Source organism: Thiocapsa bogorovii (assembly GCF_021228795.1).
GTDB lineage: Bacteria > Pseudomonadota > Gammaproteobacteria > Chromatiales > Chromatiaceae > Thiocapsa > Thiocapsa bogorovii.
On record NZ_CP089309.1, the window covers coordinates 4,181,881 to 4,205,788 of the forward strand.

The window sequence follows — 23,908 nt, forward strand, 5'->3', positions numbered from 1 at the left end:
AAACAACGCAGGCCATTTCAAGACGCGATTGAATTGCATGGATTTTTCCGATTTCGCCCACTTCTGGATCCTCTTCTCGCTCGCGTCGGCCTTCTTTCACGCCTCTCGCCTCGCGGTCACCAAACATCTCAGCCTCGAGTTCTCGACCGAGATCCTGACGTTTTACGTCAACCTCAGCAGCCTGGTCATCACCTTGCCGCTGATCCTCTGGTATCACGATTTCCCCTTCCACAAGCCCGCCTATCTCATGGCGGTCCTCAGCGGGGGCATCTTGTCGGCCTTCGGCGGATGGGCGCTGAATGCGGCGTTGCACCGAACCGAGGTCTCGCTGGTCGGGCCCCTGATGACGCTCACGCCCGGGTTCGCGATCCTGATCGAATGGCTGCTGACCGGCGCGTTGCCCGCATCGGTCGGCCTGCTCGGTGTCATCCTGCTGGTCGGCGGGGGCTATATCCTCAGTCTCGGCGACCATGAGGTGCGCTGGTATCTTCCCTTCAAGCGTCTCGTGACGGATCCGGGCAGCGTTCTCGGGCTCGTCGCCGCCGCCTGCTTCGCCGCCGCAAGCGTGTTCGGGCGGATCGGCATCCAACTGAGCGATCCACTCTCGTTTGCCGTGGTCGTCGCTATCGTCAATCCGCTGGTCATCTTCGTTCTCTTCAGCCTTCGCGACCGGGGTTTTTATCGGCAGATCTTCACGCCGCAGGCGCGCCGTCGCATCCGGCCTCTGCTCGTCCTCGGAGCGCTGTTTGCGCTCATGCGCATCGCCGACCAGATTGCGCTCAGCTTGACGCTGGCCTCCTACGCCATGGCTGTGAAGCGCACCGCCGGGATCTTTTCCGTCGTTCTCGGGCGTTGGTTCTTCAACGAGCACCATGTGGTCATCAAGCTGGTCGGCGCCGCCGTCATGCTGCTCGGGGCGGTGGCCTTGACGCAGAAGTAGATTCGGCAATGTGGCCTCGACGGCATTCGGCAAAGGGCCGGGGGGAGACGCCGGGCCCGCCGTCGGGATTGGTGTAAGATCGGCGCGTCAGATTCCGAGTCCGAGACCTGGATGTCCATCGTCGTCCTTGCCGAGAAGCCGAGCGTCGCCCGCGATATTGCGCGGGTGCTGGGTGCTCGCCGCAGGGGCGAGGGGTTTCTGGAGGGCAACGGCTATCGGGTGACCTGGGCGATCGGGCACCTGATCCATTTCGCCGAGCCCGATGAGTACGGCGAGGTCCAGGGTGTCGACTGGGGCGGGCGGTGGTCGGCGAATCAGCTCCCGATGATCCCCGAGGCGTGGAAGCTCAAGACATCGAAGCAGACCGCGGCCCAGTTCAAGATCGTCAAGGCGCTCATCACGGCATCCGACACCGAGCGTTTGGTGTGCGCGACGGACGCCGGCCGCGAAGGCGAGCATATCTTTCGTCTCATCTATCGGCATGCCCGCTGCGAGAAGCCGTTCGACCGACTCTGGATTTCAAGCCTGACCGACGAGGCGATCCGCGAGGGTTTTCGGGGGTTGCGCCCCGGCCAAGCCTATGACCACTTGGCCGATGCGGCGCGTGCCCGGGCACAGGCGGACTGGTTGATCGGCATGAACCTCACTCGGGCCTACACGGTGCACAACCGCGTGCTCTGCACCATCGGCCGCGTTCAGACGCCGACCCTGGCGATGATCGTCGCCCGCGATCAGGCAATCGCGAGCTTCACCAAGGCATTCTTCTACGAGCTGGTCGCGCATCTGAGCACATCGGATGCGGCGCGCTTCGACGCCCGCTACACCCGCGACGGCGAAACCCGCATCGAGAAGAAGGAGGAGGCCGACCGGCTCCATCGCGAGTTGAGCCCCCATCGTACCGGTCGGGTCGGGAAGGTCGAGAAGAAGATCCGTACGGTCCGCCCGCCACCGCTCTACGACCTCACCAATCTGCAGCGCGACGCCAACCGACGCTTCGGGTTTACCGCGGCGCAGGTGCTCGAACACGCCCAGTCGCTCTACGAGACCCACAAGCTCATCAGCTATCCGCGCACCGAGAGCCGCCACATCTCCGAGGATATGCTGCCCCAGCTGCCGGGCATCCTGAAGGGTCTGCAACATCCGCTTGCCGCGGAGGCCTTGGATCGGCTCGAAGGTGGGCATCGGTTGGGCAAGGCGTACGTGGACCGCACCAAGCTGACCGACCATCACGCCATCCTGCCCACCGGCAAGACGCCTTCTCCCGACCTCCCGCTCGCGCTGCACAAGATCTACGACCTGGTGGTCACGCGCTTCGTCGCCGTGTTCCTGCCGGACCAGCGGATCGAGGAGACTCGCGTGGAGATCGCGATCGGCGATGCGACCTTCCTCGCGCGCGGCGCCTTGGTGCTTGAGCCCGGCTGGAAGCGCGCCGAGACCGGCGGGCGTTCCGAGTCGAGCGGAACGGACGCGGCCGGCACGGACCAGACCGGCGTGGACCAGACAGGCCTGGACCAAACCGGCGAGTCCAAGGTCCTGCCGCCGCTCGTGGAAGGCCAACAGCTCAAGGTCGACGGCCTGGAGGTGCAGGAGAAGGAGACGCAGCCGCCGCGTCACTACGATGATTCGACACTCTTGGCCGCCATGAAGAACGCGGGCCGCGAGATCGAGGACGATGCCTTGGCGGCGGCCATGAAGCAATCCGGTCTGGGTACACCGGCGACGCGTGCCGAGATCATCGAGAAGCTGATCCGCACCCGCTACGTCGAGCGCCGCCGCAAGCAGTTGCATGCCACGGCCAAGGGCGTCGCGCTGATCGGCCTCGTCGCCTCGCCGTTGCGCAGTCCGGAGCTGACCGCCGAGTGGGAGCAGCGGCTCAAAGACGTCGAGCATGGCGAGCTGGCCGTTGATGTCTTCTACCGGGATATTCTCCGGTTTTTGCGTGAGCTGGTGCCGCAGATCGCGCAGGGGCCGGCGATGTCGGCTGATCAGGCCGCATCGGAGCGTTCAACGGGGCCGGGTAGGCGAGGCGCAAAGGGTGCGAGAGGTGCTAAGCGTACTGGAACGGCAAAGGCAGGACGCGCGGGCAAGACCGGGCGGTCGAGCCGCGGTGACGCTTCGGGTGGATCGCCCGGCGTGCAGGCGACGGGCCTCGGTGCCTGTCCGGTCTGTCGCGAGGGAGAGATCACCGAGAACGCTCGGGCCTTCGGTTGCAGCCGCTATCGCGAGGGCTGCGGCTTTACCATCTGGAAAACGGTCGCCGGTTTGGCCCTGTCGGAGGATCAGGTCCGCCGACTCATCGCGCAGGGCAGTCTTCCACGCATCGAGGGTTTCACCTCGAAGACGGGCAAGTCCTTCGGCGCCGGATTGCGTCTGGATGCGGCCGGGAAGGTCCTCTTCGATTTCGAGGCCACGGAGATGCCCGTCGAGAGCGGACAGGGGACTCACAAGGGTGGTCGGTCTACACGTGGGAGGTCGGCGACTCCGGCGACCACGCGGATCTCGAAAAGCGAGAAGGCCGGCCCTGCTCGTCCCCCTTCGATTCGCGATAAACCCCCCGTCTGCCCGAAATGCGGCCAAGGCAGGATCATCGAAGGCCGACGCGGCTTCGGGTGCAACCGCTTTCGCGAGGGCTGCGATTTCGTGGTCTGGAAGGCGTATGAACACCGGGATCTGGACGAAGGAGACATTCGTGACCTGATCGAGCACGGGCGGACGCGGCCGATCGAGGGCAGGGCGGCCGGCGTCGGTCCGGTCCGGCTGCGTCTCGATGCACAGTGGCAGGTGGTGACCGAGGCCATTACGGCCGATGCGCCCGAGGAGGGCTCCTGATCAACCCCTCGCGGGCTGAACGGGGCTTTGATGGAATCAGGTGCGAGCCGCGTCCTTTACGGTGGCTGCCCGGTGCCCCTGAAATCACCACAGGCGAAATCACCACAGCCGAGTACGGGGCTTTCAGACATCCGCCTTGTCGCGAATCCGACAGACGCCTGATCTTCTCTCGTTAAAACAAAACTATAGTGATTGGCATAACGCCTGCTTAAGAAGCTCCAAAGCGAACGCCTTCGGAGCCTTCATGAAGCAAAAAGAGATCGCTGCGCTGCTCGACGAGCCGGCCTGCGCGCACAACACCAAGGACAAATCGGGCTGTGCCAAGCTCAAGCCCGGGGCGACGGCGGGCGGCTGTTCGTTCGATGGTGCTCAGATCGCGCTGCTGCCGATTGCGGATGTCGCGCACATCGTGCATGGCTCCATCGCCTGTGCGGGTAACTCTTGGGACAACCGCGGGGCGCGATCGAGCGGTCCGAGCCTCTACAAGATCGGCATGACGACCGATCTGACCGAGCAGGATGTCATCATGGGCCGCAGCGAGAAGCGGCTCTTCCTCGGGATCAAGCAGGCGATCGACAGCTACAAGCCCGCGGCGGTCTTCGTCTACAACACCTGTGTGCCGGCCCTGACCGGCGACGACGTCGGCGCGGTCTGCCGCGAGGCCCAGCAGCGTTGGGACACGCCCGTCGTCTCGGTCGACGCGGCCGGCTTCTACGGCACCAAGAACCTCGGCAACCGCATCGCCGGCGAGACCATGGTCACCCAGGTGTGCGGCACGCGCGAGCCCGATCCGGTCCCACCGGGTATCGAGCACGACGGCTTCAAGGTCCACGACGTGAATCTGGTCGCCGAGTACAACATCGCCGGCGAGCTCTGGAACGTCCTGCCTCTGCTCGACGAGCTGGGTCTGCGTGTGCTGTGCAGTCTCTCGGGGGATGCGCGCTTCCATGAGGTGCAGACCATGCACCGCGCGGAGGTCAACATGATGGTCTGCTCCAAGGCCATGATCAACGTTGCGCGCAAGCTCAAGGAGTCCTACGGGATCCCCTGGTTCGAGGGCAGCTTCTACGGCGTCGCGGATGTCTCCCAAGCGCTGCGCGACTTTGCGCGGATCATCGACGACCCGGATCTGACCCGCCGGACCGAAGCCCTGATCGCCCGCGAGGAGGGCAAGACCCACGCGGCACTCGAGCCCTATCGAGCGCGTCTGCAGGGTCGCAAGGTCCTGCTCTATACCGGCGGGGTCAAGTCCTGGTCGATCATCTCGGCCTTGCAGGATCTGGGCATGACGGTGGTCGCGACCGGGACCCGCAAATCCACGGAGGAGGACAAGGCGCGCATCCGTGAGTTGATGGGCGAAGATGCGGTCATGATCGAGGACGGGAATCCGCGTGGTCTGATCGATCGGGTCCGAGAGAACGGCGTCGACATCCTGATCGCGGGGGGACGCAACCTCTACACGGCTCTCAAGGCGCGTATCCCTTTCCTCGATATCAACCAGGAGCGCGAGTTCGGCTATGCCGGCTATGTCGGTATGGTCGAGCTGGCACGTCAGCTCTGCCTGACGGTCGAGAGTCCGATCTGGGACGCGGTCCGACGTCCGGCGCCCTGGGCGGTGCCTGAGGGTCAAACCCAACCGGTGCCGGCAAACTCCCTAGCGCTTGCCGCAAACGAAAGCGCCCCCGTCGAGGTGCCGTCCCATGCCTGAGATCATCAAACGCAACAAGGCCTTGTCGGTCAGCCCGCTGAAGGCCAGCAACACGGTCGGCGCAGCGCTCGCGTTTCTCGGCTTCAATCGGACCATTCCGATGCTGCACGGATCCCAGGGCTGCACGGCCTTCGGCAAGATCTTCTTCGTTCGGCACTTTCGTGAGCCGATCCCCTTGCAGACCACGGCGATCGATCAGGTCAGTGCCATCATGGGGAGCGAGGCCCAGGTCGTCGAAGGGCTCAAGACCCTCTGCGAGAAGAGTGCCCCGGATCTGATCGGTCTGCCGACCACCGGCCTGGTCGAAACGCAGGGCGCGGACATCGAGATGGCGGTGCGGGTCTTTCGCGAGACATGGCCGCAGTTCGCGGACACCGCGGTGGTGCCGGTCTCCACACCGGACTTCACCGGCTGTATGGAATCGGGCTATGCCCAGGCGACCAAGTCCATCATCGAGACGCTTGTTCCGACGCGTGCCGAGGCCGGCACCCGGCCGGGGCGTCGTGAGCAGCAGGTCAATGTCCTGCCCGGATCGCATCTGACGCCCGGCGACATCGAGTACATCAAGGACCTGATCGAGGCGTTCGGCCTGTCTCCGATGGTGCTTCCTGATCTCTCCGATTCGCTCGACGGCCACTTGCCGGAGACCGACTACAGCCCCTTGACCATCGGGGGCACCCGCGTGAGCGATCTGGCGACCGTCGGCGATGCCGCGGCAACCCTGGCGATCGGCGCTTCGATGGAGGCGGCGGCCGACGCTCTGAACGCTCGCACCGGTGTTCCGGACCATCGCTTCGCGCACCTGATGACACTCGATGCCGTCGATGCGCTCGTGATGACGCTCTCGCGGATCGCCGATCGCCCGGTGCCGGCCAAGATCGAGCGACAGCGCGCGCAGCTTCAGGACGCCCTGCTCGATTGCCACTTCATGCTCGGCATGTCGCGTTTCGCGATCGCCGCGGAGCCGGACCTTTTGGTCGGCTTCAGTCGCCTGCTCGCGAGTGTCGGGGCCGAGGTGGTCGCGGCCGTCGCACCGGCCAATGCGCCGGCCTTGCAGGATGTCGCCGCACGCGAGGTCAAGATCGGCGACCTGGAGGATCTGGAGATCGCCGCGCGCGAGCGTGATGCCGAGATCCTGATCGGCAACTCGCATGCGGTGCATACGGCCGAGCGACTGGGCATCCCCATGCTGCGCGCTGGTTTCCCGCAGTACGACCGCGTCGGAGGCTTTCAACGGACCTGGATCGGCTATCGCGGCATGCGCGACGCCATCTTCGATCTGTCCAATCTGCTGCTTGCCGAGGAGCGCGGCGAAATCAATCCCTATCGCTCAAGGCTCAAGCAGTACTCGGAGGGCGAGTGCGAGATGTCGCGGCCGCACTGACAGGCTGTGCTTCGAGCCGAGCCCGGACCCGAACGGTCTGGATGTGTTTTTTCATTCTCCTCAAAGCGCGGCTTCCATGGACCGCGACCTTGGCAACCGGACGACAGACCATGAAACACACACACGCGTCGACCAAAAGAGCGCTTTAAGGAGGCCCGATGGGAATGGAACGGCGACTGAAGGTCCTGAGCATGAACGACGGGGCGACAGCAATGGAGACCGACACCCGAGTCAAGGCCGCCTTTGCCTCCTCGGACATGAAGCACATCGACCAGCATTTCGGCGCGGCCGAGTCGTTCGTCGTCTATGTGATCGATCCGCGGGAACAGCACCTGCTCGAGGCGATCCAGTTTGCACGTCTGGAGATGGACGGCAACGAGGACAAGCTCGCCGCTAAGATTTCCGCACTCGAGGGTTGCGACGTCGTCTATTGCGAAGCGGTCGGGGCCTCGGCCGTGAGCCAGCTTCGCGCAAAGGGCATCCAGCCGATCAAGGTCGGTGCGGGAACATCGGTCAGTGGTTTGATCCGCGACCTGCAACGCGAGCTGCGGGACGGGCCGAGCGCATGGCTCGCGCGTGCGCTCGCCGGTCGGGATCCCGGACGCAATCGGCGCTTCGATGCGATGGAAGCGGAGGGGTGGAGCGAATGATCGAAACGTCCGCCACCGTCGTCGATCTGGGGCCGGGTGTCGCCTGGGTCGAAACTGTTCGGCAGAGCGCCTGCGGGACGTGCGGAAGCGCCGGCAGCTGCGGCACCTCAGTGCTTGCCAAGCTCTTCGGGGCTCGGCGGAGCCGCTTGCGGATCGAGGATACGCAGGGGCTGCAGCTCGGCGAACGGGTGGTGATCGGCATCCCGGACGGGACCCTAGTGCGGGCCTCGTTTGTCGCTTACCTGCTCCCGCTGGTGTCTCTGATCGCGGCTGCAGGCTTGGCGACACGTCTCGGAGCAGGCGAGGGCGCCGTGGCCTTGACGGGCATCGCCGGTCTCGGGATCGGGCTCTGGCTGAGCGGCCTCATGACCGGCGGGCAATCCGCCCGCGACCGCTATCGTCCGGTTCTGCTGCGCCGCGGGTCCACGACCGAGGTCGAGATGCCGATGCTGTTCTGAGCCGCGTCAACTCCGAGATTCTCGGTTTCAGCCGAGGTCGATCCAGTCCACAAACAACCCATACCGCTCCAGACGCGGTTCAGAAGAGGACATCACCATGACCGAGACACTTGCCGAAGTCGCCGCCGACGAGGGCCTGATGCAATCCCAATTCGTGGTCGAGATGGACCGCCAGATGCGCGCGATCGACCCCTACGGCGAATTCGACGGACTCTCTACCGCCGAGCTTCTCGAGCCCTTCATCCTGACCAAGGAGAAGCGCCGGGAGATTCCCTTGGTCGGGGATCCCGACGAGACCGTCGTCGCGCGGATCAAGGCTTACTACAACGCCATCTCGGCCATGATCGAGTCCGAATGCGGATTGATGGCCGTGCCGCTCGTCTCCCTGACGCACGAAGGGTTCGGGCGCGTCGTCATCACGGTCGGCAAGCTGGTCGTGCTTGACCGGTCGCTGCGGGACGTGCACCGCTTCGGCTTCCCGACCCTTTCGAAGATGAAGGACGAGGCCGACAAGGTGCTGTCGGTCGCGCTTGAGCTGATCGGCGAGCATTCGAAGGTGGCGGGGCTTTAAATCGCGCCATCTGTGATCTGCGTTCTCTGTTGGGGGGGCGGCCTTGTGGCTGTCGACAACCTTCGTAGGGCGCGATTTAAGTGATTGATAAATCGTTATTCGACTCTGAGGGTTGATGGGATGACGGCTGATGAAATCCGTGCCTTGGAGAAGGCCGTGAGCAAGGCGAAACGGATCGCCACCGAGCGGGCCGGGGAGCTGCATGACCTGGTCGAAGACCGGTTGCCGGCCGGTTACGAGGAAATACCCGGCATCGCTCAGGCGACCTACGACGCCTGTCTTGCCTGGGCCGAGGCCACCGCTGCGCTGAAGGCGGCTCAGTCCGAGAGCGCAGCTTAGTCGAATCGAAAATTTGAACCGCGACGGCGCCTCGCGCGTCGACGAGATGGAGAAACACCCATGAGTGTCATCACCGGCATTACCCGCGGCGGTGTCGAATGGACGCCTGCGTTCATTGAGAGCATCAACCAAAACAACTGCATCGGTTGCGGTCGCTGCTACAAGGTGTGTCCGCGCGATGTCTTCGAGCTGGTCGACCGCGAGGATCTCGATCTGGAAGAGCTCGATGACGAGGGCGACGACGATTTCGACGAGGCGCCCGGGATGGTCATGAACCTCAAGAATGCACTCGACTGCATCGGCTGCGAGGCGTGCTCTCGGGTGTGTCCCAAGAAGTGTCTCTCGCACGAGCCGCTCGCGGCAGCCGCCTAAACCGCGCCCAGCGTAGTTTGCGTCGCGTGTTGAATTGGCTTGGCCGCGCCGGCTCCGATCATTGTCGGAGCCGGCGCGTTTGCCGTCCGTCATCCTGACGGATTCGGCGGACCGATCAGGCCGTGATGGGTACGATCGTGATATCGACCCGGCGGTTCAGCTGGCGGCCTGCTTCGGTCTCGTTCGAGGCGATCGGCTGGTTCTTGCCGTAGCCGGTGGCGATGATGCGCTGCGGCAGGACGCCGTCGGCCTCCATGTAGTACTGCACCGCGGCGGCGCGTCGTTGTGAGAGGAGCTGATTGTGCTCCGCCGAGCCGGTGCTGTCGGTGTGTCCGGAGATCAGGAGCTCGGTCTTGCCGTATTTGCTGACGATGGCCGAGATCTTGTCCATGGTGCTGTAGAAGCCGGGCTGGATGCGGTCCGAGTCGATCTCAAAGGTGGTCGCCCCCGTCATTCGAACCAGCAGTTGATCGTTCGGCAGCTTCTGTACGCTGATCATGCCGCTGGCGATCTCATCGGCCAGCGCCTTCTCGAAATCCTTACGTTGGTCTTCCATATAGGCGCCGACGGCCGTCCCGATGAGGGCCCCGCCGACCGCGCCGATCAAGGCCCCGCGTCCAGCGTTGGCACTGAGCGAGCCGATGATCGCGCCCGCGGCGGCCCCTCCGGCGCTGCCGATCGCCGCGCCTCTACCGGTTTCGGTCAGGCCGGATCCATCGGCTGCACAGCCGACGACCAGGACGGCGGCAAGGGCGGAAGCGGCGAGGCGGTTCAACGGACGTGATGTCATCTGGGTTCTCCCGGGGCGATTCGTGGTCAGGGTCGAAAATGTTGACCGAGGATCATAGCAGAGGCGCGTGGGCCTCGTGTCGGGAAGAAACGGCCGGAATCACCTTATTTCCTGCTTCGTCGTCAGAGCGTCGGCGCAAACCGCTCATGTGATCTCTCACGTGATGTGCACGACGGCTTATTCGTCCGGGCGCTTGTCTCGGGTCCGAGCGACACAACATCCTGCGCAACGAAAGAAAACTCGCAGGACATGGGATCGATGCTCAGACTTGTCGTCAACCTCGTCGCCTTCCAGATCGCCTGGTTCGCCTGCGTGCTGGGCGGTGCGCACGGATGGCCTTGGCTCGGGGTCGGCGTGGCCGCGCTGGTCGTTGCCTTTCACCTGTGGCTATCCGCCGCGCCGCGACGCGAGGCAATGCTCTTGGTGATGGTCGGCGCTATCGGCGCCGTCTGGGACGGATTCCTGGTGCGTTTCGGATTCCTCGAGTATCCGTCCGGCATGGTTCTGCCCTGGCTCGCTCCGGTTTGGATTATCGCCATGTGGGTGGCCTTCGCGACGACCTTGAACGTGGCCCTGAGTTGGCTGAAGGGGCGTTGGACGCTGGCGGTCGTGCTCGGTGCGATCGGCGGACCATTGGCTTTCTACGGCGGGCACAAGCTCGGCGCCGTCGCCTTTCCCGACGTCGTCGTGGCGATGGCCGTGCTTGCGGGCGGCTGGTCCTTCCTGCTGCCGCTGAGCGCTTGGCTGGCGCAGCGCTTCGACGGCGCCGGATTCCCGAAGGCGGCCGCCTTGACCACCCTCACGGAGGACAGCGCAGGTGTTTGATCTCGATCTCTATCTCTCCGGTTTGGGTGCCGCGCTCGGCATGGGCCTCGGCGCCTGGATCGTCAGTTTGAAGCTGAATGACGTCAGCATTGTCGATTCGCTCTGGTCGCTCTTCTTCCTGCTCATGGCCGCAGTCTTCCTGGCGGGGGCACCCGAGGTGGGCGAGCGCGCATACCTCGTCTTCTTCCTGGTCACACTCTGGGCGGTGCGGCTCAGCGTCTTCATCACCAAACGCAACTGGGGCCACGGCGAGGACCGGCGCTACCAGGCGATCCGGGCAGAGAACGAGCCGGGCTTTCGCTGGAAGAGCCTCTATATCGTCTTCGGTCTGCAGGCGATCCTCGCCTGGATCATCGCGCTTCCGCTGCTTGCGGCGATACTCGGCACCAACCCGCTCGGCTGGCTCGACTACGCGGCGGTGTCGTTCTGGCTCGTGGGGCTCTTCTTCGAGGCGGTCGGCGATCAACAGCTGGCGGACTTCAAGGCCCGGCCCGAGAACAAGGGCAAGGTCATGGATCAAGGGCTTTGGCGCTACACGCGTCATCCCAATTATTTCGGCGAGGCCTGCATCTGGTGGGGCTATTTCCTATTTGCCCTCGCAGCCGGCGGCTGGTGGACGATCGTCTCGCCGTTGCTCATGACCTTCCTGCTGCTGCGCGTGTCCGGAGTGGCCTTGTTGGAGAAAGACATCGGCGAGCGCCGGCCGGCTTACCGAGACTATATCGCGCGAACCAACGCCTTCTTTCCGGGCCCGCCGCGGCCGGCCCAGGGTGATTCGCATCTTTGAAACCTCAAGCGGTAGGGGAAGCGCCGAGGGTGGGCAAGCGTAGCGCAATCCACCAGCTTCGAGGCAGGGCGGGGGTGGAATTCGCTTTCGCTCGTCCACCCTACGGCGATCGACCACCCTACCGGCTTGCTTTACGAACAACGTTTATCAGGAGAAATGCAGATGGTCGTCAAACAACGCCGGTCGCGACGCGCGACTCGACAGCAGACGCAGGTATCGGCCGGTCGCCGTTGGTGGTTGACTGCCGCGGTGGCCTTGATGGTCGGGGCCCTACCCTTAGCCTCCGCCAACACCGAGTCGGGGAATCTGAGGTTCAAGGTCTTCCTCGATCAGGATCCGATCGGCGAGCACAGCTTCGATATCCGTGCGCGCGGCGAGGAAGCGCAGGTCTCGAGCCGCGCGAGCTTCGATATCAACTTTTGGATCTTCACCGCGTACAGCTACCGTCACGAGAGTCGCGAGACCTGGCGAGACGGGTGTCTGCAGACGATCGACGCCAGCACGGACGATAACGGAAAGGACTACCGTGTGCGCGGCGAAGAAAGCGGGGAGTCGCTCGCACTGTCGGTGAACGGCGAGTCGCGGCGCCTGCCCGGCTGCGTCATGACCTTCGCTTACTGGGACCGTGATTTCCTGAAGCAGGACAGACTTCTGAACCCTCAGACGGGCGAGCTGGTGCCGGTGCGCGTTCAGCCGCAAGGGAGCGACTCGATCCGATTCGGCAGCGAAGAGGTCGCTGCGGCGCGCTATAAGCTCAGCACCGACGAGCTCGAGCTGATTCTCTGGTACTCCGACGAGCACGGATGGATCGGGCTCGAAAGCGATACCGGCAAGGGCAAGACGCTGCGTTACCAACGGATGGCACCGACATGAAGCGACTATCGAACCTTTTACTCATCACACTCATGCTCGCCTTTGCGAGCGGCTGCACCGAAGAAGGAGGCGCGCCCATGGATACCGTCAAACAGGTCGATCTCGAACGCTTCATGGGCAAGTGGTACGTGATCGCCAACATTCCGACCTTCGTGGAGAAGGGCGCCTACAACGCCGTGGAGTCCTATGCGCTCAATCCGGACGGTACGATCGCGACGACCTTCACCTTCAACAAGGACGGCTTCGACGGGCCCTTGAAGACGCACAACCCGACGGGCTTCGTGCGCGACACGACCACCAACGCACTCTGGTGGATGCAGTTCATCTGGCCCTTCAAGGCGGATTTCCGCATCGTCTGGCTGGAGCCCGACTACAGTATCACCGTCATCGGCCGGGCCAAACGCGACTACGTCTGGATCATGGCCCGCGAGCCCGAAATCCCGCAGGCGAAGTACGACGAGATCGTCGCCTTCATCGGCGGGCTCGGCTACGACACCAGCAAGATCGAGAAGGTGCCGCAGCGTTCGGGCGGGTGAGACGCCTGGCGGCTTAGGCCGGGCCTGGGTGTCTGACCCCCGCGCGTCCTTCTAGGCCGCGCGGTTAGCCTGTAGGGTGCGGTGAGGTCCGAACCGCACCGAACGCCGGCCTGAACGCTCAACCGGAGCACCACACGCCGGCCGGTGCCGTCCATCGGTGCGGTTCCTTCGTCACCACACCCTACGCACCACACCCGACCATCACTGATCCACGCCGATTTTCCTGCACGGGTCCGTAGTTTCGGAGCTCGGTGCAAGCTCGACGACCTCTTGTGCGTTTTTTCGTTGCCCTGGCGGTCCCCCCTTCCTTATCCTCCCCCGATTCGGGTCGACCGGCCCGCTTCCAGGCAGATCGCACTATGTCCGTCAACGCTTGGCTCAAGTCTCACCGTCCGCTTGCCGGTGCTGCGCTGAAGCGCACCATCGGCTTCGGTGTTGGACAGGGGCTGCTCGCCATCGCACAAGCCTGGTTCCTTGCCTTGATCCTGAACGCCGTGATCTTCGAGGGAGCGGGTCTGACCGAGGTCGGGCATTTGATGGCAGTCCTGCTGGGGCTCTTCCTCCTGCGCGGCTTCACCGTCTGGTTGGGCGAGCGCTCGGCCTTCCAAGCCGCTGCCTTGGTCCGAACGGGGTTGCGCGATCAGGTGTTTCGCCATCTGCAACGACTCGGGCCGCGCTATCTGGCCAACGAGCGCAGCGGTGCCTTGGTCGAGATGCTCACCAAAGGGATCGATGATCTGGAGGGCTATTACGCGCGCTTTCTTCCGGCCATGACCCTGACGATGATCCTCCCCGTGGTGATCCTGGTCGTGGTCTTTCCGGCGGACTGGGTTGCGGGTGCTGTCATGCTGGTCACCGCGCCCCTGATCCCGCTCTTCATGATCATCATCGGTTCGAGCGCACAATCCAAGAATCAGCGCCAATGGAAGGAGCTCGCACGCATGAGCTCGCATTTCCTCGACGTCATCCAAGGCCTGACCACCCTGAAGCTCTTCGGTGCGAGCCGTCGCGAGGCGGACGAAGTCGCGCGCATCTCGAACGCCTATCGCAGCAGCACCATGCAGGTCTTGCGGGTCGCCTTTCTCTCCTCGGCCGTTCTCGAGTTCTTCGCAGCTATCGGTATCGCCATCATCGCGGTGTTCGTCGGCTTTCGGCTCTACGGGTTGGTGATGCCGCTGCCGGATTGGCTGATGGCGCTCCCCGAGATCACCTATCTGCAGGGCCTCTTTATCCTGATGTTGGCGCCCGAGTTCTATGCCCCACTGCGCAACATGGGGGTCCAGTACCACGCGCGCATGGCCGCCGCCGCCGCCGCCGAGCAGATGATTCTCGTGCTGGATGCCGAGCCGGAGGCGCGATCCGCACCCGACGCGAACCCGCCCGATCGGGCCGCGTCCGGGCACGCCCCGCTGCAGGCCCCGCGGCCCTTCGGGCTGCGTTTTCAGGACGTGCATTTCAGCTACGAAGAGGGCCGCGATGCACTGCGCGGTATGGACTTCGAGGTCCCCGCAGGCGCCCGTGTCGCGCTGGTCGGGACCAGTGGGGCCGGTAAGACAACCGTGATCAATCTCCTGCTGGGCTTTCTCTCGCCGACCTCGGGGCGAATCCTGATCGGAGAGCAGGCGCTCGCCGATCTCGACCTCGAGGAGTGGCGCAGCCATCTCGCCTGGGTCCCGCAGCAGCCGCGTCTCTTCCAAGGGACGATCGGCGACAATATCCGCCTCGGTCGCCCGGATGCGGATCTCGAGTCGGTCCGCGCGGCGGCACGCCGCGCCCGTGCCGCCGAGTTCATCGAGGCATTGCCCGCCGGCTACGACAATCTGGTCGGCGAGCGCGGCGCCGGTCTCTCGGGCGGTCAGATCCAGCGGATCGCTCTCGCCCGCGCCTTCCTGCGCGACGCCCCGCTGGTCATCCTAGACGAGGCGACCGCCAACCTCGATCCGGAGAGCGAGCGTCTGGTCCAGGAGGGCATCGAGGAGCTGGCCAAGGGTCGCACCCTCTTGGTCGTCGCCCACCGACTCGCGACCGTGCGCCGCGCCGACCGCATCCTGGTGCTCGAGTCGGGTCGGGTCGCTGAGTCCGGGACGCACGAGACCCTCTCCGCGTCGAACGGGATCTACGCCCGGATGATCGCGGCTTACGGCCACGCCGCACCGGCGCAGGTCGACCCTTGGAATCCGGAGCGGGAGGACAACCGATGAAGGAGCTGTTGCGTCTCTGGAGCCTGTTTCGGCCCTATCGCGGCTGGATAGTTGCCGGCACCCTGATCGCCCTTCTGACCCTGATCGCCAACGTCGCGCTCATGGCCTTGGCCGGCTGGTTCATCACCGCCATGGCGGTGGCCGGTGTCGCCGGGGTTGCCATCAACTACTTCGCGCCGGCTGCGCTCATTCGACTGAGCGCCGTCATGCGCACCGCCGGCCGCTACGCCGAGCGCCTGGTCAACCACGAGGCCACGTTCCGTCTGATCGCCGAGCTGCGGGTCTGGTTCTATCGCCATCTCGAGCCCCTAGCCCCGGCGCGCCTGCAGCAGTATCACAGCGGCGACCTGCTGAGCCGCATCCGTGCAGACATCGACGCCCTGGACAATCTCTACGTGCGGGTGCTGGTGCCCGTGGCCGTCGCTGCCATCAGCGCGGTGCTCTTCTTCGTCTTCCTGCTGCTTCACGACCCGCTGCTGGCGCTCTCCGGGCTCGCCTTCCTGCTGATCGCCGGTGTCGTCTTGCCGGTCTGGTCGCAGGGGCGCGGTCAGGCGCCCGGACGCCGGCTCGCCGAGGACGAGGGCGAGCTGCGCGCGGCCGTCATCGACGGGGTTCAGGGCATGGCCGAGCTGACGATCTACGGGGCCAACGCGCGCCAGGCCGAACGCGTCGACGCCCTGGGGCGGCGGCTGATCGCCGATCAGGCGCGCTTGAGCAGCGATCATGGCGTCACCCAGGCGGGGGTGGGTCTGAGTGCGAGCCTGAGCCTCTGGGTGCTGCTCTGGCTGGCCATCCCTATGGTGCACGACGGCACACTGATGCCGCCGCAGCTGGCCATGCTCGCACTCTTCACGCTCGCGAGCTTCGAGGCGGTCGCGCCATTGCCGCAGGCCTTCCAACTTCTCGGGCGGACGCTGGCCGCGGCGCGGCGGATCTTCGCCATCGTCGATACCGATCCGCCCGTTGTCGAGCCGACTACGCCCTCGCCCCGGCCGGAGCGCTTCGACATCCGCTTCACCGGTGTCGGATTCAGCTATCCGGGTGCCGCGACACCGGCCGTCGCCGACATCGATCTCGATGTCCCGGAGGGTACCCGCGCCGCGGTCGTCGGCGCCACCGGCTCGGGCAAGAGCACGCTCTTCAACCTGCTGCTGCGCTTTTGGGAGCCGGATGCCGGAGACATCAGCATCGGCGGTCACTCCATCACCAGCTTCCGCGGCGACGACCTGCGCAGCCACATCGCGGTGGTCAGCCAGCAGACCTATCTTTTCGACACCACCATCCGCGAGAACCTGCAGATCGCCGCGCCCGAGGCGACGCAGGAGGCGATCGAGGCCGCCTGCCGCGTCGCCCAGATCCACGACTTCATCAGCGAGCTGCCCGACGGCTACGGCACCTGGGTGGGAGAGACCGGCGTGCGTCTCTCCGGCGGACAGGCCCGGCGCATCGCCGTCGCCCGCGCCCTGCTCAAGGATGCCCCCATCCTGCTGCTGGACGAGCCGACCGAGGGTCTCGATGCCGAGACCGAGCGCAGTCTCATGCAGGCGCTCGACCGGCTCATGGTCGGGCGCACCGTCCTTCTCATCACCCACCGTCCCGCCGGGCTGGACTGGGTCGACCGCGTCCTGGTTCTCGACAACGGCCGAGAGGTCGCGCGCGGTGACTCCAACGTCATCCCGGAAGCCACGCACGGGGCCTTGCTGCGAGACGCCGCGGGCGCGGTGGCGTAAGCTGTCGGTGAGCTAAACCGCGTCTGGAGCAACATGCTACGTTCTTGGATTGGATCGGCTACGGCCGAGACCAAGAGTGTTGGAGCTGACGCGGTTTAGGCTTCTGAAAATATGAACTGTTAAACCGTTTCACCGCCGAGGCGCGGGGTGTGCTCACGGTTTGACTCAGTCGTACCCGACTCTCTTGTTCTGGACAGTGTTCAGCACATCCCGGCACAGGACCATCCTCATGACCCAGCCTGCGGCGCTTCTTCACATCGGTCTCGACGACTATCTCCAAGGCGAGCTGGCCAGCGACATCCGCCACGAATATGTCGCCGGTCAGGTCTTCGCCATGGCCGGCGCGGGCGAGGCCCATAACCGCATCGCCGGAAACCTGTTCTTTCACCTGCGCTCGGCCACTCCAGGCACGCCCTGCGGCGTCTTCATCAGCGATATGAAGGTGCGGGTGGCGGCACACGAGGCCTTCTATTACCCCGACGTGTTCTTGACCTGCGATGCGCACGACCGGGAGTCGCTCTACAAGACATCGCCCTGTCTGATCGCCGAGGTGCTCTCGCCCTCGACCGAGATCATCGACCGGCGCGAAAAGCTCATCGCCTACCGAACCCTACCGTCCCTGCGCGACTATCTGCTGGTGGCTCAGGACAGCCGCCGCGTGGAACGGTTCCGGCGCACGGAGGCAGGGGACTGGCGCCACGAGATCATCGAGGACGGTGACCTGACCTTCAACTGCGGGGGGCTCGAGTTGCGCCTGTCCGTGGCTGACCTGTATGAAGACGTCGTGCTTGAGGGTTGAACCCGAAAGAGCCTGAGCCGGAACGGGGCTCGTGCAGCACTGCGGAAGACTCGATACCGCCTCCCGGGTACGCCGACTTCAGTCGGCACCCGGGGGAGGCGGACTTCAGTCCGTCGTGGACCCAAGCTCGAATGGCTTCGGAAATTGTGCGGCGTTGCACTCGGTGGCTGACCGGGCACTGGATCCGATCATGTCTGCCGCGTCGGGATGGCGCCGAGCAAGCGCCTCTACGTCGCCGATCTCCACATCGGTGCACCTGATTTGGACTGCACATGCGTTGGCGCTCCGAGATCTCGCCGCTCTTACTGACCCTCGCCGCGGCCGGCGTGGACGCAATTGTCATCCTCGGCTTCAATGTCCTCACCGCCGCCCAGACGGGAAACACCGTTCTGCTGGCGGTCGCCGTTGCGCGTGGCGATGCAGAGACCGGGTCGAGTGCCGCCGTCTCGGTCGCTGCATTCGTCGCGGGCGCGATTGTCGGGGAGCTTCTGTGCCGTCGGCCGGGGTCGGGTCGTCGGCGCGCGCCGGTCATCCTGCCCGCACTGCTGATCGAGATGCTCCTGCTGATCGCCCTGCTGCTGCTTTGGTTGCTCACCGAACCCGCCGCCGGCCGTTCCGCGATCGCGCTCGCTGCATCGGCCATGGGGATCCAAAGCGCCGCCGTACTCCGGTTGCAGGGTCCCTCGACCACCTACATCACCGGGATGCTGGCGACCTTCAGTACCGGATATGTCCGCTGGATCCGAGCCGGTCGAGTCCGCCGTCCCCGGTCCCGGTCGGCCGAGTCGAATGCGGAACCGCCCGACCGCCTACCCTGGCGCAACAGCCTCATCTGGGTGGTCTACCTGAGCGGCGCCATCGCGTGCGGAATACTCTTCCTCCGGTCAGGCGTGCTCGCCCTTCTTGTCCCGATCGCGGCCATCTGCGCGGTCATCGCCATCGAGCCCTCGGCACCCGCCGCGGAGACGGGCGACGGCGCCCGGAACCATCGTTAGCCGGACGGCTTCCCATAATTTTACCCGGTACCTTTTCCACGCTCCGCTAGGCGCGCCTTTTCGCCGAATCGCGATCAGCCAGGGAGATAGCGCCCATTTTCGATGCGTCGGGCGTGGCCGAGGGTGACTATGATCTCAAGTAGCTCGCCAACCTTGGCGCGTGGGGTGCGGGTGAAGGCTTGGGCCAGCTCCGGGGCGCCGACGGGGCCTGGTCGGGCTGCGAGTGCGGCGCGCAGTGCGAGGAATTGATCGGGTAGGGTGCGCGGGTTCACAATTCCTCAATTCCGGGGACGGTTTACCTATTCCCGTTCCAGGGCCTCAAAGAGGTCATGAGTGTGAGAGTCTGGTCGCGCTGCCTTCGGCCCGGGTTTTTTCGCTTGAGCGGACGTCGGAGGCGCTGCTCCAGATCTTCGACAAAGGAGTTCGGACCGAGCGGTCGGCCGGTGCTGGTATGTGCGCGCAGCAGGTCAGCGATGTCCGGCCCGTCAGGCTCGCCGATGAAGCGTTCCCAGTCCGAAACCAACTCCAAGAGCGGGTGCACGCTGACGAGCTCATCGTCCGCTGCGGCCAGATGGGCGCGGGCGCTCGACCACGGCCAGTCCTGCGGCCGTGCACAGAGCCGCGCGCGGACGGGATTTCGCTCAACATACCTGGCAGCGGCGATGAGATGCCGCTCGTCCATCACGAACGAGTGAAAACGTTCCTGCCAAAGGTGCCCTCGCCAGCCTTCCCGGAAATTGATCATGCGGGTGTAGCGACGATGCGCCTCGCCCAGCGCTTCACGCAACCCGAGCTCATCGCCCGGGACCAGGATCAGATGCACATGATTCGGCATGAGACAGTAGCCGAGCACCTGCGTGCCGCACGCGCGACAGGATGTCGACAGCAATCGCCGATACTCGGCGTAGTCCTCATCGCCAAAAAAGGTCCGCTGCCGTCGATTACCGCGTTGTGTCACATGATGTGGAAGCCCGGGAACAACCACTCTCGGAAGTCTTGCCATGGATCGGTGGGCCCCTCGTCACGGAAACGTCACTTCGTGTTCTAACCGATCCGAGGCGTCTCGTCGAGAGAATTGAGTAAACTGTCCCCGGAACTCCAACTCACAACTCACTAGAATACGTGGCCTTGCCAGGCCGCACTGTCCCCGGAACTCGAACTCACTCAAGCGACGGAGTTGCCGTCCGTGACAGGGTGGCGTCAGATCTCCCGATTCTCGGACAGACCGAGGGGGCGTGAATTGAGTTTGCCCCCTTTGCCGCTCCCTGCCGACTCCGAAGCCCGCATTGTCGTCCTGACGGGATGTGCAGTAGCATGGCCATCAACCTAGCCACCAGTGTAAGCCCATGGCCGAGACATCGATTGCCGAGGCAAGGAACCGGCTCACCCACCTCATCTACCAGGCCGAGCGCGGCGAGACGGTGCACATTACGCGCCGCGGTCGACCCGTTGCAGTGCTGCTCTCGGAAGCCGAGTACGGTCGCCTGAGCCGAGGTGCGGTCCGGCCAACGTTCTGGGACGCAATTCGGGAGATGCGCGCGGATCCCGAATTCGAACCCATCGATCTGCAGTCCGAAGAGATTGAATCTTGGCGCGATCGCGCAGCACGGGGCCGCGGCTTCGAGTGGTCCGAATGAAATATTTGTTGGACACCAACGTGGTCTCCGAGCCGATCAGAGCAAGGCCCTCCGAGCCTGTCCTGGCCGGCATCGAGGCGCACGCAACGGAACTGGCCGTCTCGGCCATCTCCTGGCAGGAGATGCACTACGGGCTTGAGCGTCTGCCGCCAGGCGCACGTCGGGATCGGATCCGCGCTTACCTGGAAGAGCGCGTTCACCCCACCCTGCCCATCCTGCCCTTCGACGCGGCGGCCGGCGAATGGCAGGCGCGCGAACGAGCACGTCTGGAAACGATCGGGCGCACGCCTTCCTACGCCGACAGCCAGATCGCGGCCATCGCCGCCGTCAATGGGTTGGTTCTCGTCACCCGCAACACCGAGGACTTCGCGGACTTCTCCGGCCTTATCGTCGAGAACTGGTTCGATCCGAAAACGGCACTGGGGTCTGAGTGATGGCCCGCTGCGCCTATTGGAGGCTCAACGCCTCACCCGTGCCGCCGCGATTGGCCCCGACTTGGAGCCGAATAAAGGCCGGGCTCAATTAAATCCGGCAGAAGGGGGAGAATCTAAGTGAGCCTGGCCCCTTTCCTCCACTTGATGCCGTTGTAGATGAACGCTCCTGAAATATCTAACTCGATACCGAGCGCGAAGTTCTTCCACCAATCTTCTGATTTCATGCTAGAGGCTGAGCCTTTGGATCATAACGCTTAGCTCAGCGGCGAGTTTACGAGTCCGCTGCAGCTACTTGTTGTGCGAACAGCTCGCCAAACGATTCCATTCTTCCACGACTAACGAGTTTTTCGTGTGTCGCCGCAATCTCATGAGCCAAAGTATTACACCAATGCTCATCTCTTAATTTCCCGCGGTAATCGAAATCATCCGCAAGTTGATCAATTCCCGCATTAAGATCAGTTATGACTTCATCTAACAATTTTCCAATCGTAGAAGCGAAAGCATTCATTGCCCCTTCATCGTGTACATATAGTTCTGGCGCATCAAGCACATCAGAGGCCGTGTCATCACTCTCCAGGATGAGTCTTACAATGTACAAAATGAAAAATCTCGTCAAAATATATTTTGCAAACAACTCATTGCTTATGGAGGCTTGATGTTCCTGTATAGTCGTAGCTATTACATCGCAAAGAACTATTTTGTGAGCAGTCACACTAGGCCTACCAAATAAATCTGAATGCTTATCTTCAAATATCTGGTATTTTCTATGTGTTGACCATGGCGTCTTTAAGTCAAAAGACATGAGGTATTGACCTGCGAGTTCGTTGCTAATTACTGAAACACCCCTGGCATCTTCTCCCCTTTTTATTTCAAAAAAGAATCGGCCATTGTAAAGTGCTTCAAACTCGTTCTGAAGCCGGATTTGTATTTGATTGTTTGACTTAAAATCGCGAGCCTTTACGCCATTTTGATTGTTTGAAATGCGGGTAATCATTTCGGACAATGTCGATGTGGGAGGGGTCTGAATGAACTTCGTTAAAATCCGCAAGTTGTCAGTTATGTGGCGACTATTCTTATATAAGGCATTGAGACTTTGGCACCCATTTACAACAAAATATTTATCTACCGTAATTTCGTCATCGGTCCTATCTACAGATTCTGCCATAATTGTGATCCCGTTATGAAATAGAGGAAACAATTTATGTTTTGAATCATCTGTGATGCTTTTTGCAATATCTCGATTTACTTGTGTTTTTCCTAGGGGACCACGAACATTAAAGGCGAATATTTCTTGATTAGCTATACCATCAAGCCCTACTAACTCGCTGGCCTTTATAGGAGCAATTATTGCGCTGTGATCTGCATCAACAATATATTCAGATGTTTCATATCCGGAGATATTGAATACAGCAGGCGGTGCTGTTGGGAGGTTTCTATCAGATGAAACAAATGTGCCTTCAAGATCACTCCTGCCAATAAAACGTATGCTGTCAGTACCAGCTAAAAAGCTGGAACCATTTTGATCCAGTTCACTGTTGCATATGAAGTATCCCACAACGTCATATTCAGCAACATGTTTTTTAAATCTAACCTTTCTATCAACTTAGCCACTTGGGCGTCCCCCGCAGTGGCCAGCAAATTATCAATTGCCTCTCTTGTCTCAAGTTGAGATAGAGTGCCTTGAAACTCTCTTAATGCCTTATCCCCAACTGTAGCCACCGCTTTTTGTGAAATTTTACTTTGATAGACCTCTATTACGTTCGCCTCTGCATTCAAATAGATGCCGTCAATACCCTTGTCACCGCTTTGATCACAAACTGCATCAATAGACTCCAATGAATCCAGACGCAAGTAGTTGGTGAAATACCAAATAAGAAACGAGGCACTCTCACTTCGCTTTGAAGCCAAATATGGCTCAATCAAAGACAGGATTTTTGGATACGACAGATCGATCATATTGTTTCCTTATTTTTTACGCACAACGTCAAGGCTGGCCCGACCGCCCGTTGCCGCGCCGGAAGCGAAGCGACGGCGCGGCAACGGGCGGTCGGGCCGAGCCGTTTGTTGGGCTAATTGGTTCGCATGGGGCTCGCTGCAACCTGGGTTATCCCATTCGCCTTCCGGCGTGAGCTTACCTTGGCAGCCTGCCGAAAAAATTAGTGAATTTAGTAAACTGTCGCCGTAATTGCTTGCCGGCGTAATTGCATTCATGCTGACGGCTAACCTTTAAAGCCTCGACCTTCCACAATGATGCGAGGTAAGAAAAGTCTATCTTGCTCAAAATATCCTTCGCGCCATAGTTCATCCAAATTTTGAGAAATTTCCTCCGAAGCACTAGCATCACTGCGAAACCCGAACAACGGTTCTCGACTCAATATAGATGGCGAGATGGAGTCCTGATTGCTCCACGTGCGATGGTAAGTCACCCCATATTCGCTTCTACCTTTCATTCCACCTCCGTGGTGGAATACTTGCAGAACACAGGGCTCTGGCAGTCCGCTGGCACTCTTTCCGACAATTACAAGCCTCTCTCCTCTGATCATTGCCTGATACTCGTTCTTCACGGGTTTTCCACGATTATCTCGAAAGTTACAGCCGAAGCTCATTCCCCCATTTGCTTTATCTACTTTTATGTCGTACCTCGCGACTTTCCAGAGCGTTGCCTCTTTTCTTGCGCTTACTGTATAGCAATACCATGTGCCGGAGAGTTGCGCCGCCTGCTCGGGTTCCGAAGTCATACTGGCAAATCCTCCGTTGGATCGATATTGCTTCTCAAGTATTGCTGACAGTTCTTCGAAGTCTGTTCTACCAGCGAACTTCCCGGCGAGTAGGCTTATTCCGACACCTAGGATTGCACCTCCAAAAGCATTGAGAAAACTTGAGTATTGAACTACTCTCGCATCTGTGGCGATGAAGACAACGCATGCGCCTGAGAAAATTATCAGAAAGTATACCGCGCTCGCTCTTAGGTCTCGCGTCATCTTGTTTCAAGAAGGTGTTACTAGCCCGGATGTTTCATAAACCGACACAGCCGACACTGGCCTCGCGGA

At 62.3% G+C, this 23,908-nt stretch carries 25 protein-coding genes; 19 read left to right on the forward strand and 6 right to left on the reverse strand.

Translation table 11 applies throughout. The annotated features are described in order from the left end of the window. The first annotated feature begins 37 nt into the window (after positions 1-37). From LT988_RS18535 to fdxB, 9 genes are all read left to right on the forward strand, one after another. On the forward strand, positions 38-940 hold the full coding sequence (locus LT988_RS18535) for a DMT family transporter (RefSeq protein WP_232406995.1): 903 nt from the start codon (positions 38-40) through the stop codon (positions 938-940). A 111-nt stretch (positions 941-1,051) separates the two neighbouring features. Further along, a complete protein-coding gene (locus tag LT988_RS18540) occupies positions 1,052-3,769 on the forward strand; it encodes a type IA DNA topoisomerase (protein ID WP_232406996.1) in 2,718 nt (905 codons plus the stop codon). Between the two features lie 244 nt (positions 3,770-4,013). Continuing rightward, positions 4,014-5,477, forward strand: a complete 1,464-nt coding sequence (gene nifE / locus LT988_RS18545) for a nitrogenase iron-molybdenum cofactor biosynthesis protein NifE (RefSeq protein WP_232406997.1) — start codon at positions 4,014-4,016, stop codon at positions 5,475-5,477. After that, on the forward strand, positions 5,470-6,861 hold the full coding sequence (gene nifN / locus LT988_RS18550; RefSeq protein ID WP_232406998.1) for a nitrogenase iron-molybdenum cofactor biosynthesis protein NifN: 1,392 nt from the start codon (positions 5,470-5,472) through the stop codon (positions 6,859-6,861). Before nifE ends, nifN begins: the two co-directional genes overlap by 8 nt. 158 nt (positions 6,862-7,019) lie before the next feature. After that, positions 7,020-7,511, forward strand: coding sequence for a NifB/NifX family molybdenum-iron cluster-binding protein (locus LT988_RS18555; protein WP_232406999.1), 492 nt, complete (start codon positions 7,020-7,022; stop codon positions 7,509-7,511). Next, the gene (locus LT988_RS18560) at positions 7,508-7,969 is read left to right on the forward strand and encodes a SoxR reducing system RseC family protein (RefSeq protein ID WP_232407000.1); all 462 of its coding nucleotides are present in this window, start codon (positions 7,508-7,510) and stop codon (positions 7,967-7,969) included. Before LT988_RS18555 ends, LT988_RS18560 begins: the two co-directional genes overlap by 4 nt. 97 nt (positions 7,970-8,066) lie before the next feature. Next, a complete protein-coding gene (locus LT988_RS18565) occupies positions 8,067-8,540 on the forward strand; it encodes a NifX-associated nitrogen fixation protein (RefSeq protein WP_232407001.1) in 474 nt (157 codons plus the stop codon). Positions 8,541-8,660: 120 nt separating this feature from the next. Beyond that, on the forward strand, positions 8,661-8,879 hold the full coding sequence (locus LT988_RS18570) for a CCE_0567 family metalloprotein (RefSeq protein ID WP_232407002.1): 219 nt from the start codon (positions 8,661-8,663) through the stop codon (positions 8,877-8,879). A gap of 60 nt (positions 8,880-8,939) precedes the next feature. Beyond that, positions 8,940-9,251, forward strand: a complete 312-nt coding sequence (gene fdxB / locus LT988_RS18575) for a ferredoxin III, nif-specific (RefSeq protein ID WP_232407003.1) — start codon at positions 8,940-8,942, stop codon at positions 9,249-9,251. A 115-nt stretch (positions 9,252-9,366) separates the two neighbouring features. On the opposite strand, the gene LT988_RS18580 is transcribed toward fdxB, so the two are convergent. After that, positions 9,367-10,041 carry an OmpA family protein gene (locus LT988_RS18580; RefSeq protein ID WP_232407004.1) on the reverse strand — a complete coding sequence of 225 codons (675 nt, stop codon included), beginning with the start codon at positions 10,039-10,041 and terminating at the stop codon, positions 9,367-9,369. A 258-nt stretch (positions 10,042-10,299) separates the two neighbouring features. Between LT988_RS18580 and LT988_RS18585 the strand changes: the two genes are divergently transcribed. The 8 genes from LT988_RS18585 (at position 10,300) to LT988_RS18620 (ending at position 18,787) form a co-directional block, all read left to right on the forward strand. Then, the gene (locus LT988_RS18585) at positions 10,300-10,866 is read left to right on the forward strand and encodes a DUF2878 domain-containing protein (protein ID WP_232407005.1); all 567 of its coding nucleotides are present in this window, start codon (positions 10,300-10,302) and stop codon (positions 10,864-10,866) included. Beyond that, entirely contained in the window at positions 10,859-11,653 is a 795-nt protein-coding gene (locus LT988_RS18590; protein WP_232407006.1) for a DUF1295 domain-containing protein, read from the forward strand. Before LT988_RS18585 ends, LT988_RS18590 begins: the two co-directional genes overlap by 8 nt. Before the next feature lie 162 nt (positions 11,654-11,815). Beyond that, a complete protein-coding gene (locus LT988_RS18595) occupies positions 11,816-12,526 on the forward strand; it encodes a DUF6134 family protein (RefSeq protein ID WP_232407007.1) in 711 nt (236 codons plus the stop codon). A gap of 32 nt (positions 12,527-12,558) precedes the next feature. Further along, the gene (locus LT988_RS18600) at positions 12,559-13,062 is read left to right on the forward strand and encodes a lipocalin family protein (RefSeq protein ID WP_408648080.1); all 504 of its coding nucleotides are present in this window, start codon (positions 12,559-12,561) and stop codon (positions 13,060-13,062) included. A 359-nt stretch (positions 13,063-13,421) separates the two neighbouring features. Beyond that, a complete protein-coding gene (gene cydD, locus LT988_RS18605) occupies positions 13,422-15,263 on the forward strand; it encodes a thiol reductant ABC exporter subunit CydD (protein WP_232407009.1) in 1,842 nt (613 codons plus the stop codon). After that, complete coding sequence (gene cydC / locus LT988_RS18610; RefSeq protein ID WP_232407010.1) at positions 15,260-16,993, forward strand: thiol reductant ABC exporter subunit CydC; 1,734 nt, start codon at positions 15,260-15,262, stop codon at positions 16,991-16,993. The genes cydD and cydC overlap by 4 nt, the downstream gene beginning before the upstream one ends. A gap of 229 nt (positions 16,994-17,222) precedes the next feature. Then, a complete protein-coding gene (locus LT988_RS18615) occupies positions 17,223-17,792 on the forward strand; it encodes a Uma2 family endonuclease (protein ID WP_232407011.1) in 570 nt (189 codons plus the stop codon). 272 nt (positions 17,793-18,064) lie between these two features. Beyond that, positions 18,065-18,787, forward strand: coding sequence for a DUF1275 family protein (locus LT988_RS18620; protein ID WP_232407012.1), 723 nt, complete (start codon positions 18,065-18,067; stop codon positions 18,785-18,787). A 74-nt stretch (positions 18,788-18,861) separates the two neighbouring features. Here the strand turns inward: LT988_RS18620 and LT988_RS18625 are convergent, their stop codons facing one another. Together LT988_RS18625 and LT988_RS18630 are read right to left on the reverse strand one after the other, a co-directional pair. Continuing rightward, positions 18,862-19,059 carry a hypothetical protein gene (locus LT988_RS18625; RefSeq protein WP_232407013.1) on the reverse strand — a complete coding sequence of 66 codons (198 nt, stop codon included), beginning with the start codon at positions 19,057-19,059 and terminating at the stop codon, positions 18,862-18,864. A 23-nt stretch (positions 19,060-19,082) separates the two neighbouring features. Continuing rightward, on the reverse strand, positions 19,083-19,790 hold the full coding sequence (locus LT988_RS18630; RefSeq protein WP_232407014.1) for a transposase: 708 nt from the start codon (positions 19,788-19,790) through the stop codon (positions 19,083-19,085). Positions 19,791-20,133: 343 nt separating this feature from the next. Between LT988_RS18630 and LT988_RS18635 the strand changes: the two genes are divergently transcribed. Further along, positions 20,134-20,424 (forward strand): type II toxin-antitoxin system Phd/YefM family antitoxin, encoded by a 291-nt coding sequence (locus LT988_RS18635; protein ID WP_232407015.1) that lies wholly within the window; start codon positions 20,134-20,136, stop codon positions 20,422-20,424. Further along, complete coding sequence (locus LT988_RS18640; RefSeq protein ID WP_232407016.1) at positions 20,421-20,858, forward strand: type II toxin-antitoxin system VapC family toxin; 438 nt, start codon at positions 20,421-20,423, stop codon at positions 20,856-20,858. The genes LT988_RS18635 and LT988_RS18640 overlap by 4 nt, the downstream gene beginning before the upstream one ends. A 271-nt stretch (positions 20,859-21,129) precedes the next feature. Here the strand turns inward: LT988_RS18640 and LT988_RS18645 are convergent, their stop codons facing one another. From LT988_RS18645 to LT988_RS18655, 3 genes are all read right to left on the reverse strand, one after another. Beyond that, positions 21,130-22,413 carry an AIPR family protein gene (locus LT988_RS18645; protein WP_232407017.1) on the reverse strand — a complete coding sequence of 428 codons (1,284 nt, stop codon included), beginning with the start codon at positions 22,411-22,413 and terminating at the stop codon, positions 21,130-21,132. Then, complete coding sequence (locus LT988_RS18650) at positions 22,359-22,814, reverse strand: hypothetical protein (RefSeq protein WP_232407018.1); 456 nt, start codon at positions 22,812-22,814, stop codon at positions 22,359-22,361. The genes LT988_RS18645 and LT988_RS18650 overlap by 55 nt, the downstream gene beginning before the upstream one ends. A gap of 263 nt (positions 22,815-23,077) precedes the next feature. Next, positions 23,078-23,596 (reverse strand): hypothetical protein, encoded by a 519-nt coding sequence (locus tag LT988_RS18655; protein ID WP_232407019.1) that lies wholly within the window; start codon positions 23,594-23,596, stop codon positions 23,078-23,080. Positions 23,597-23,908 lie beyond the last annotated feature (312 nt).

What these genes read in the sequence shown, in the direction of transcription:
- LT988_RS18535 (WP_232406995.1), top strand. Translation starts at nt 38, where the DNA reads ATGGATTTTTCCGATTTCGCCCACTTCTGGATCCTCTTCTCGCTCGCG.
- LT988_RS18540 (WP_232406996.1), top strand. Translation starts at nt 1,052, where the DNA reads ATGTCCATCGTCGTCCTTGCCGAGAAGCCGAGCGTCGCCCGCGATATT.
- nifE (WP_232406997.1), top strand. Translation starts at nt 4,014, where the DNA reads ATGAAGCAAAAAGAGATCGCTGCGCTGCTCGACGAGCCGGCCTGCGCG.
- nifN (WP_232406998.1), top strand. Translation starts at nt 5,470, where the DNA reads ATGCCTGAGATCATCAAACGCAACAAGGCCTTGTCGGTCAGCCCGCTG.
- LT988_RS18555 (WP_232406999.1), top strand. Translation starts at nt 7,020, where the DNA reads ATGGGAATGGAACGGCGACTGAAGGTCCTGAGCATGAACGACGGGGCG.
- LT988_RS18560 (WP_232407000.1), top strand. Translation starts at nt 7,508, where the DNA reads ATGATCGAAACGTCCGCCACCGTCGTCGATCTGGGGCCGGGTGTCGCC.
- LT988_RS18565 (WP_232407001.1), top strand. Translation starts at nt 8,067, where the DNA reads ATGACCGAGACACTTGCCGAAGTCGCCGCCGACGAGGGCCTGATGCAA.
- LT988_RS18570 (WP_232407002.1), top strand. Translation starts at nt 8,661, where the DNA reads ATGACGGCTGATGAAATCCGTGCCTTGGAGAAGGCCGTGAGCAAGGCG.
- fdxB (WP_232407003.1), top strand. Translation starts at nt 8,940, where the DNA reads ATGAGTGTCATCACCGGCATTACCCGCGGCGGTGTCGAATGGACGCCT.
- LT988_RS18580 (WP_232407004.1), bottom strand. Translation starts at nt 10,041, where the DNA reads ATGACATCACGTCCGTTGAACCGCCTCGCCGCTTCCGCCCTTGCCGCC.
- LT988_RS18585 (WP_232407005.1), top strand. Translation starts at nt 10,300, where the DNA reads ATGCTCAGACTTGTCGTCAACCTCGTCGCCTTCCAGATCGCCTGGTTC.
- LT988_RS18595 (WP_232407007.1), top strand. Translation starts at nt 11,816, where the DNA reads ATGGTCGTCAAACAACGCCGGTCGCGACGCGCGACTCGACAGCAGACG.
- LT988_RS18600 (WP_408648080.1), top strand. Translation starts at nt 12,559, where the DNA reads ATGCTCGCCTTTGCGAGCGGCTGCACCGAAGAAGGAGGCGCGCCCATG.
- cydD (WP_232407009.1), top strand. Translation starts at nt 13,422, where the DNA reads ATGTCCGTCAACGCTTGGCTCAAGTCTCACCGTCCGCTTGCCGGTGCT.
- cydC (WP_232407010.1), top strand. Translation starts at nt 15,260, where the DNA reads ATGAAGGAGCTGTTGCGTCTCTGGAGCCTGTTTCGGCCCTATCGCGGC.
- LT988_RS18615 (WP_232407011.1), top strand. Translation starts at nt 17,223, where the DNA reads ATGACCCAGCCTGCGGCGCTTCTTCACATCGGTCTCGACGACTATCTC.
- LT988_RS18620 (WP_232407012.1), top strand. Translation starts at nt 18,065, where the DNA reads ATGCGTTGGCGCTCCGAGATCTCGCCGCTCTTACTGACCCTCGCCGCG.
- LT988_RS18630 (WP_232407014.1), bottom strand. Translation starts at nt 19,790, where the DNA reads ATGGCAAGACTTCCGAGAGTGGTTGTTCCCGGGCTTCCACATCATGTG.
- LT988_RS18635 (WP_232407015.1), top strand. Translation starts at nt 20,134, where the DNA reads ATGGCCGAGACATCGATTGCCGAGGCAAGGAACCGGCTCACCCACCTC.
- LT988_RS18640 (WP_232407016.1), top strand. Translation starts at nt 20,421, where the DNA reads ATGAAATATTTGTTGGACACCAACGTGGTCTCCGAGCCGATCAGAGCA.
- LT988_RS18650 (WP_232407018.1), bottom strand. Translation starts at nt 22,814, where the DNA reads ATGATCGATCTGTCGTATCCAAAAATCCTGTCTTTGATTGAGCCATAT.
- LT988_RS18655 (WP_232407019.1), bottom strand. Translation starts at nt 23,596, where the DNA reads ATGACTTCGGAACCCGAGCAGGCGGCGCAACTCTCCGGCACATGGTAT.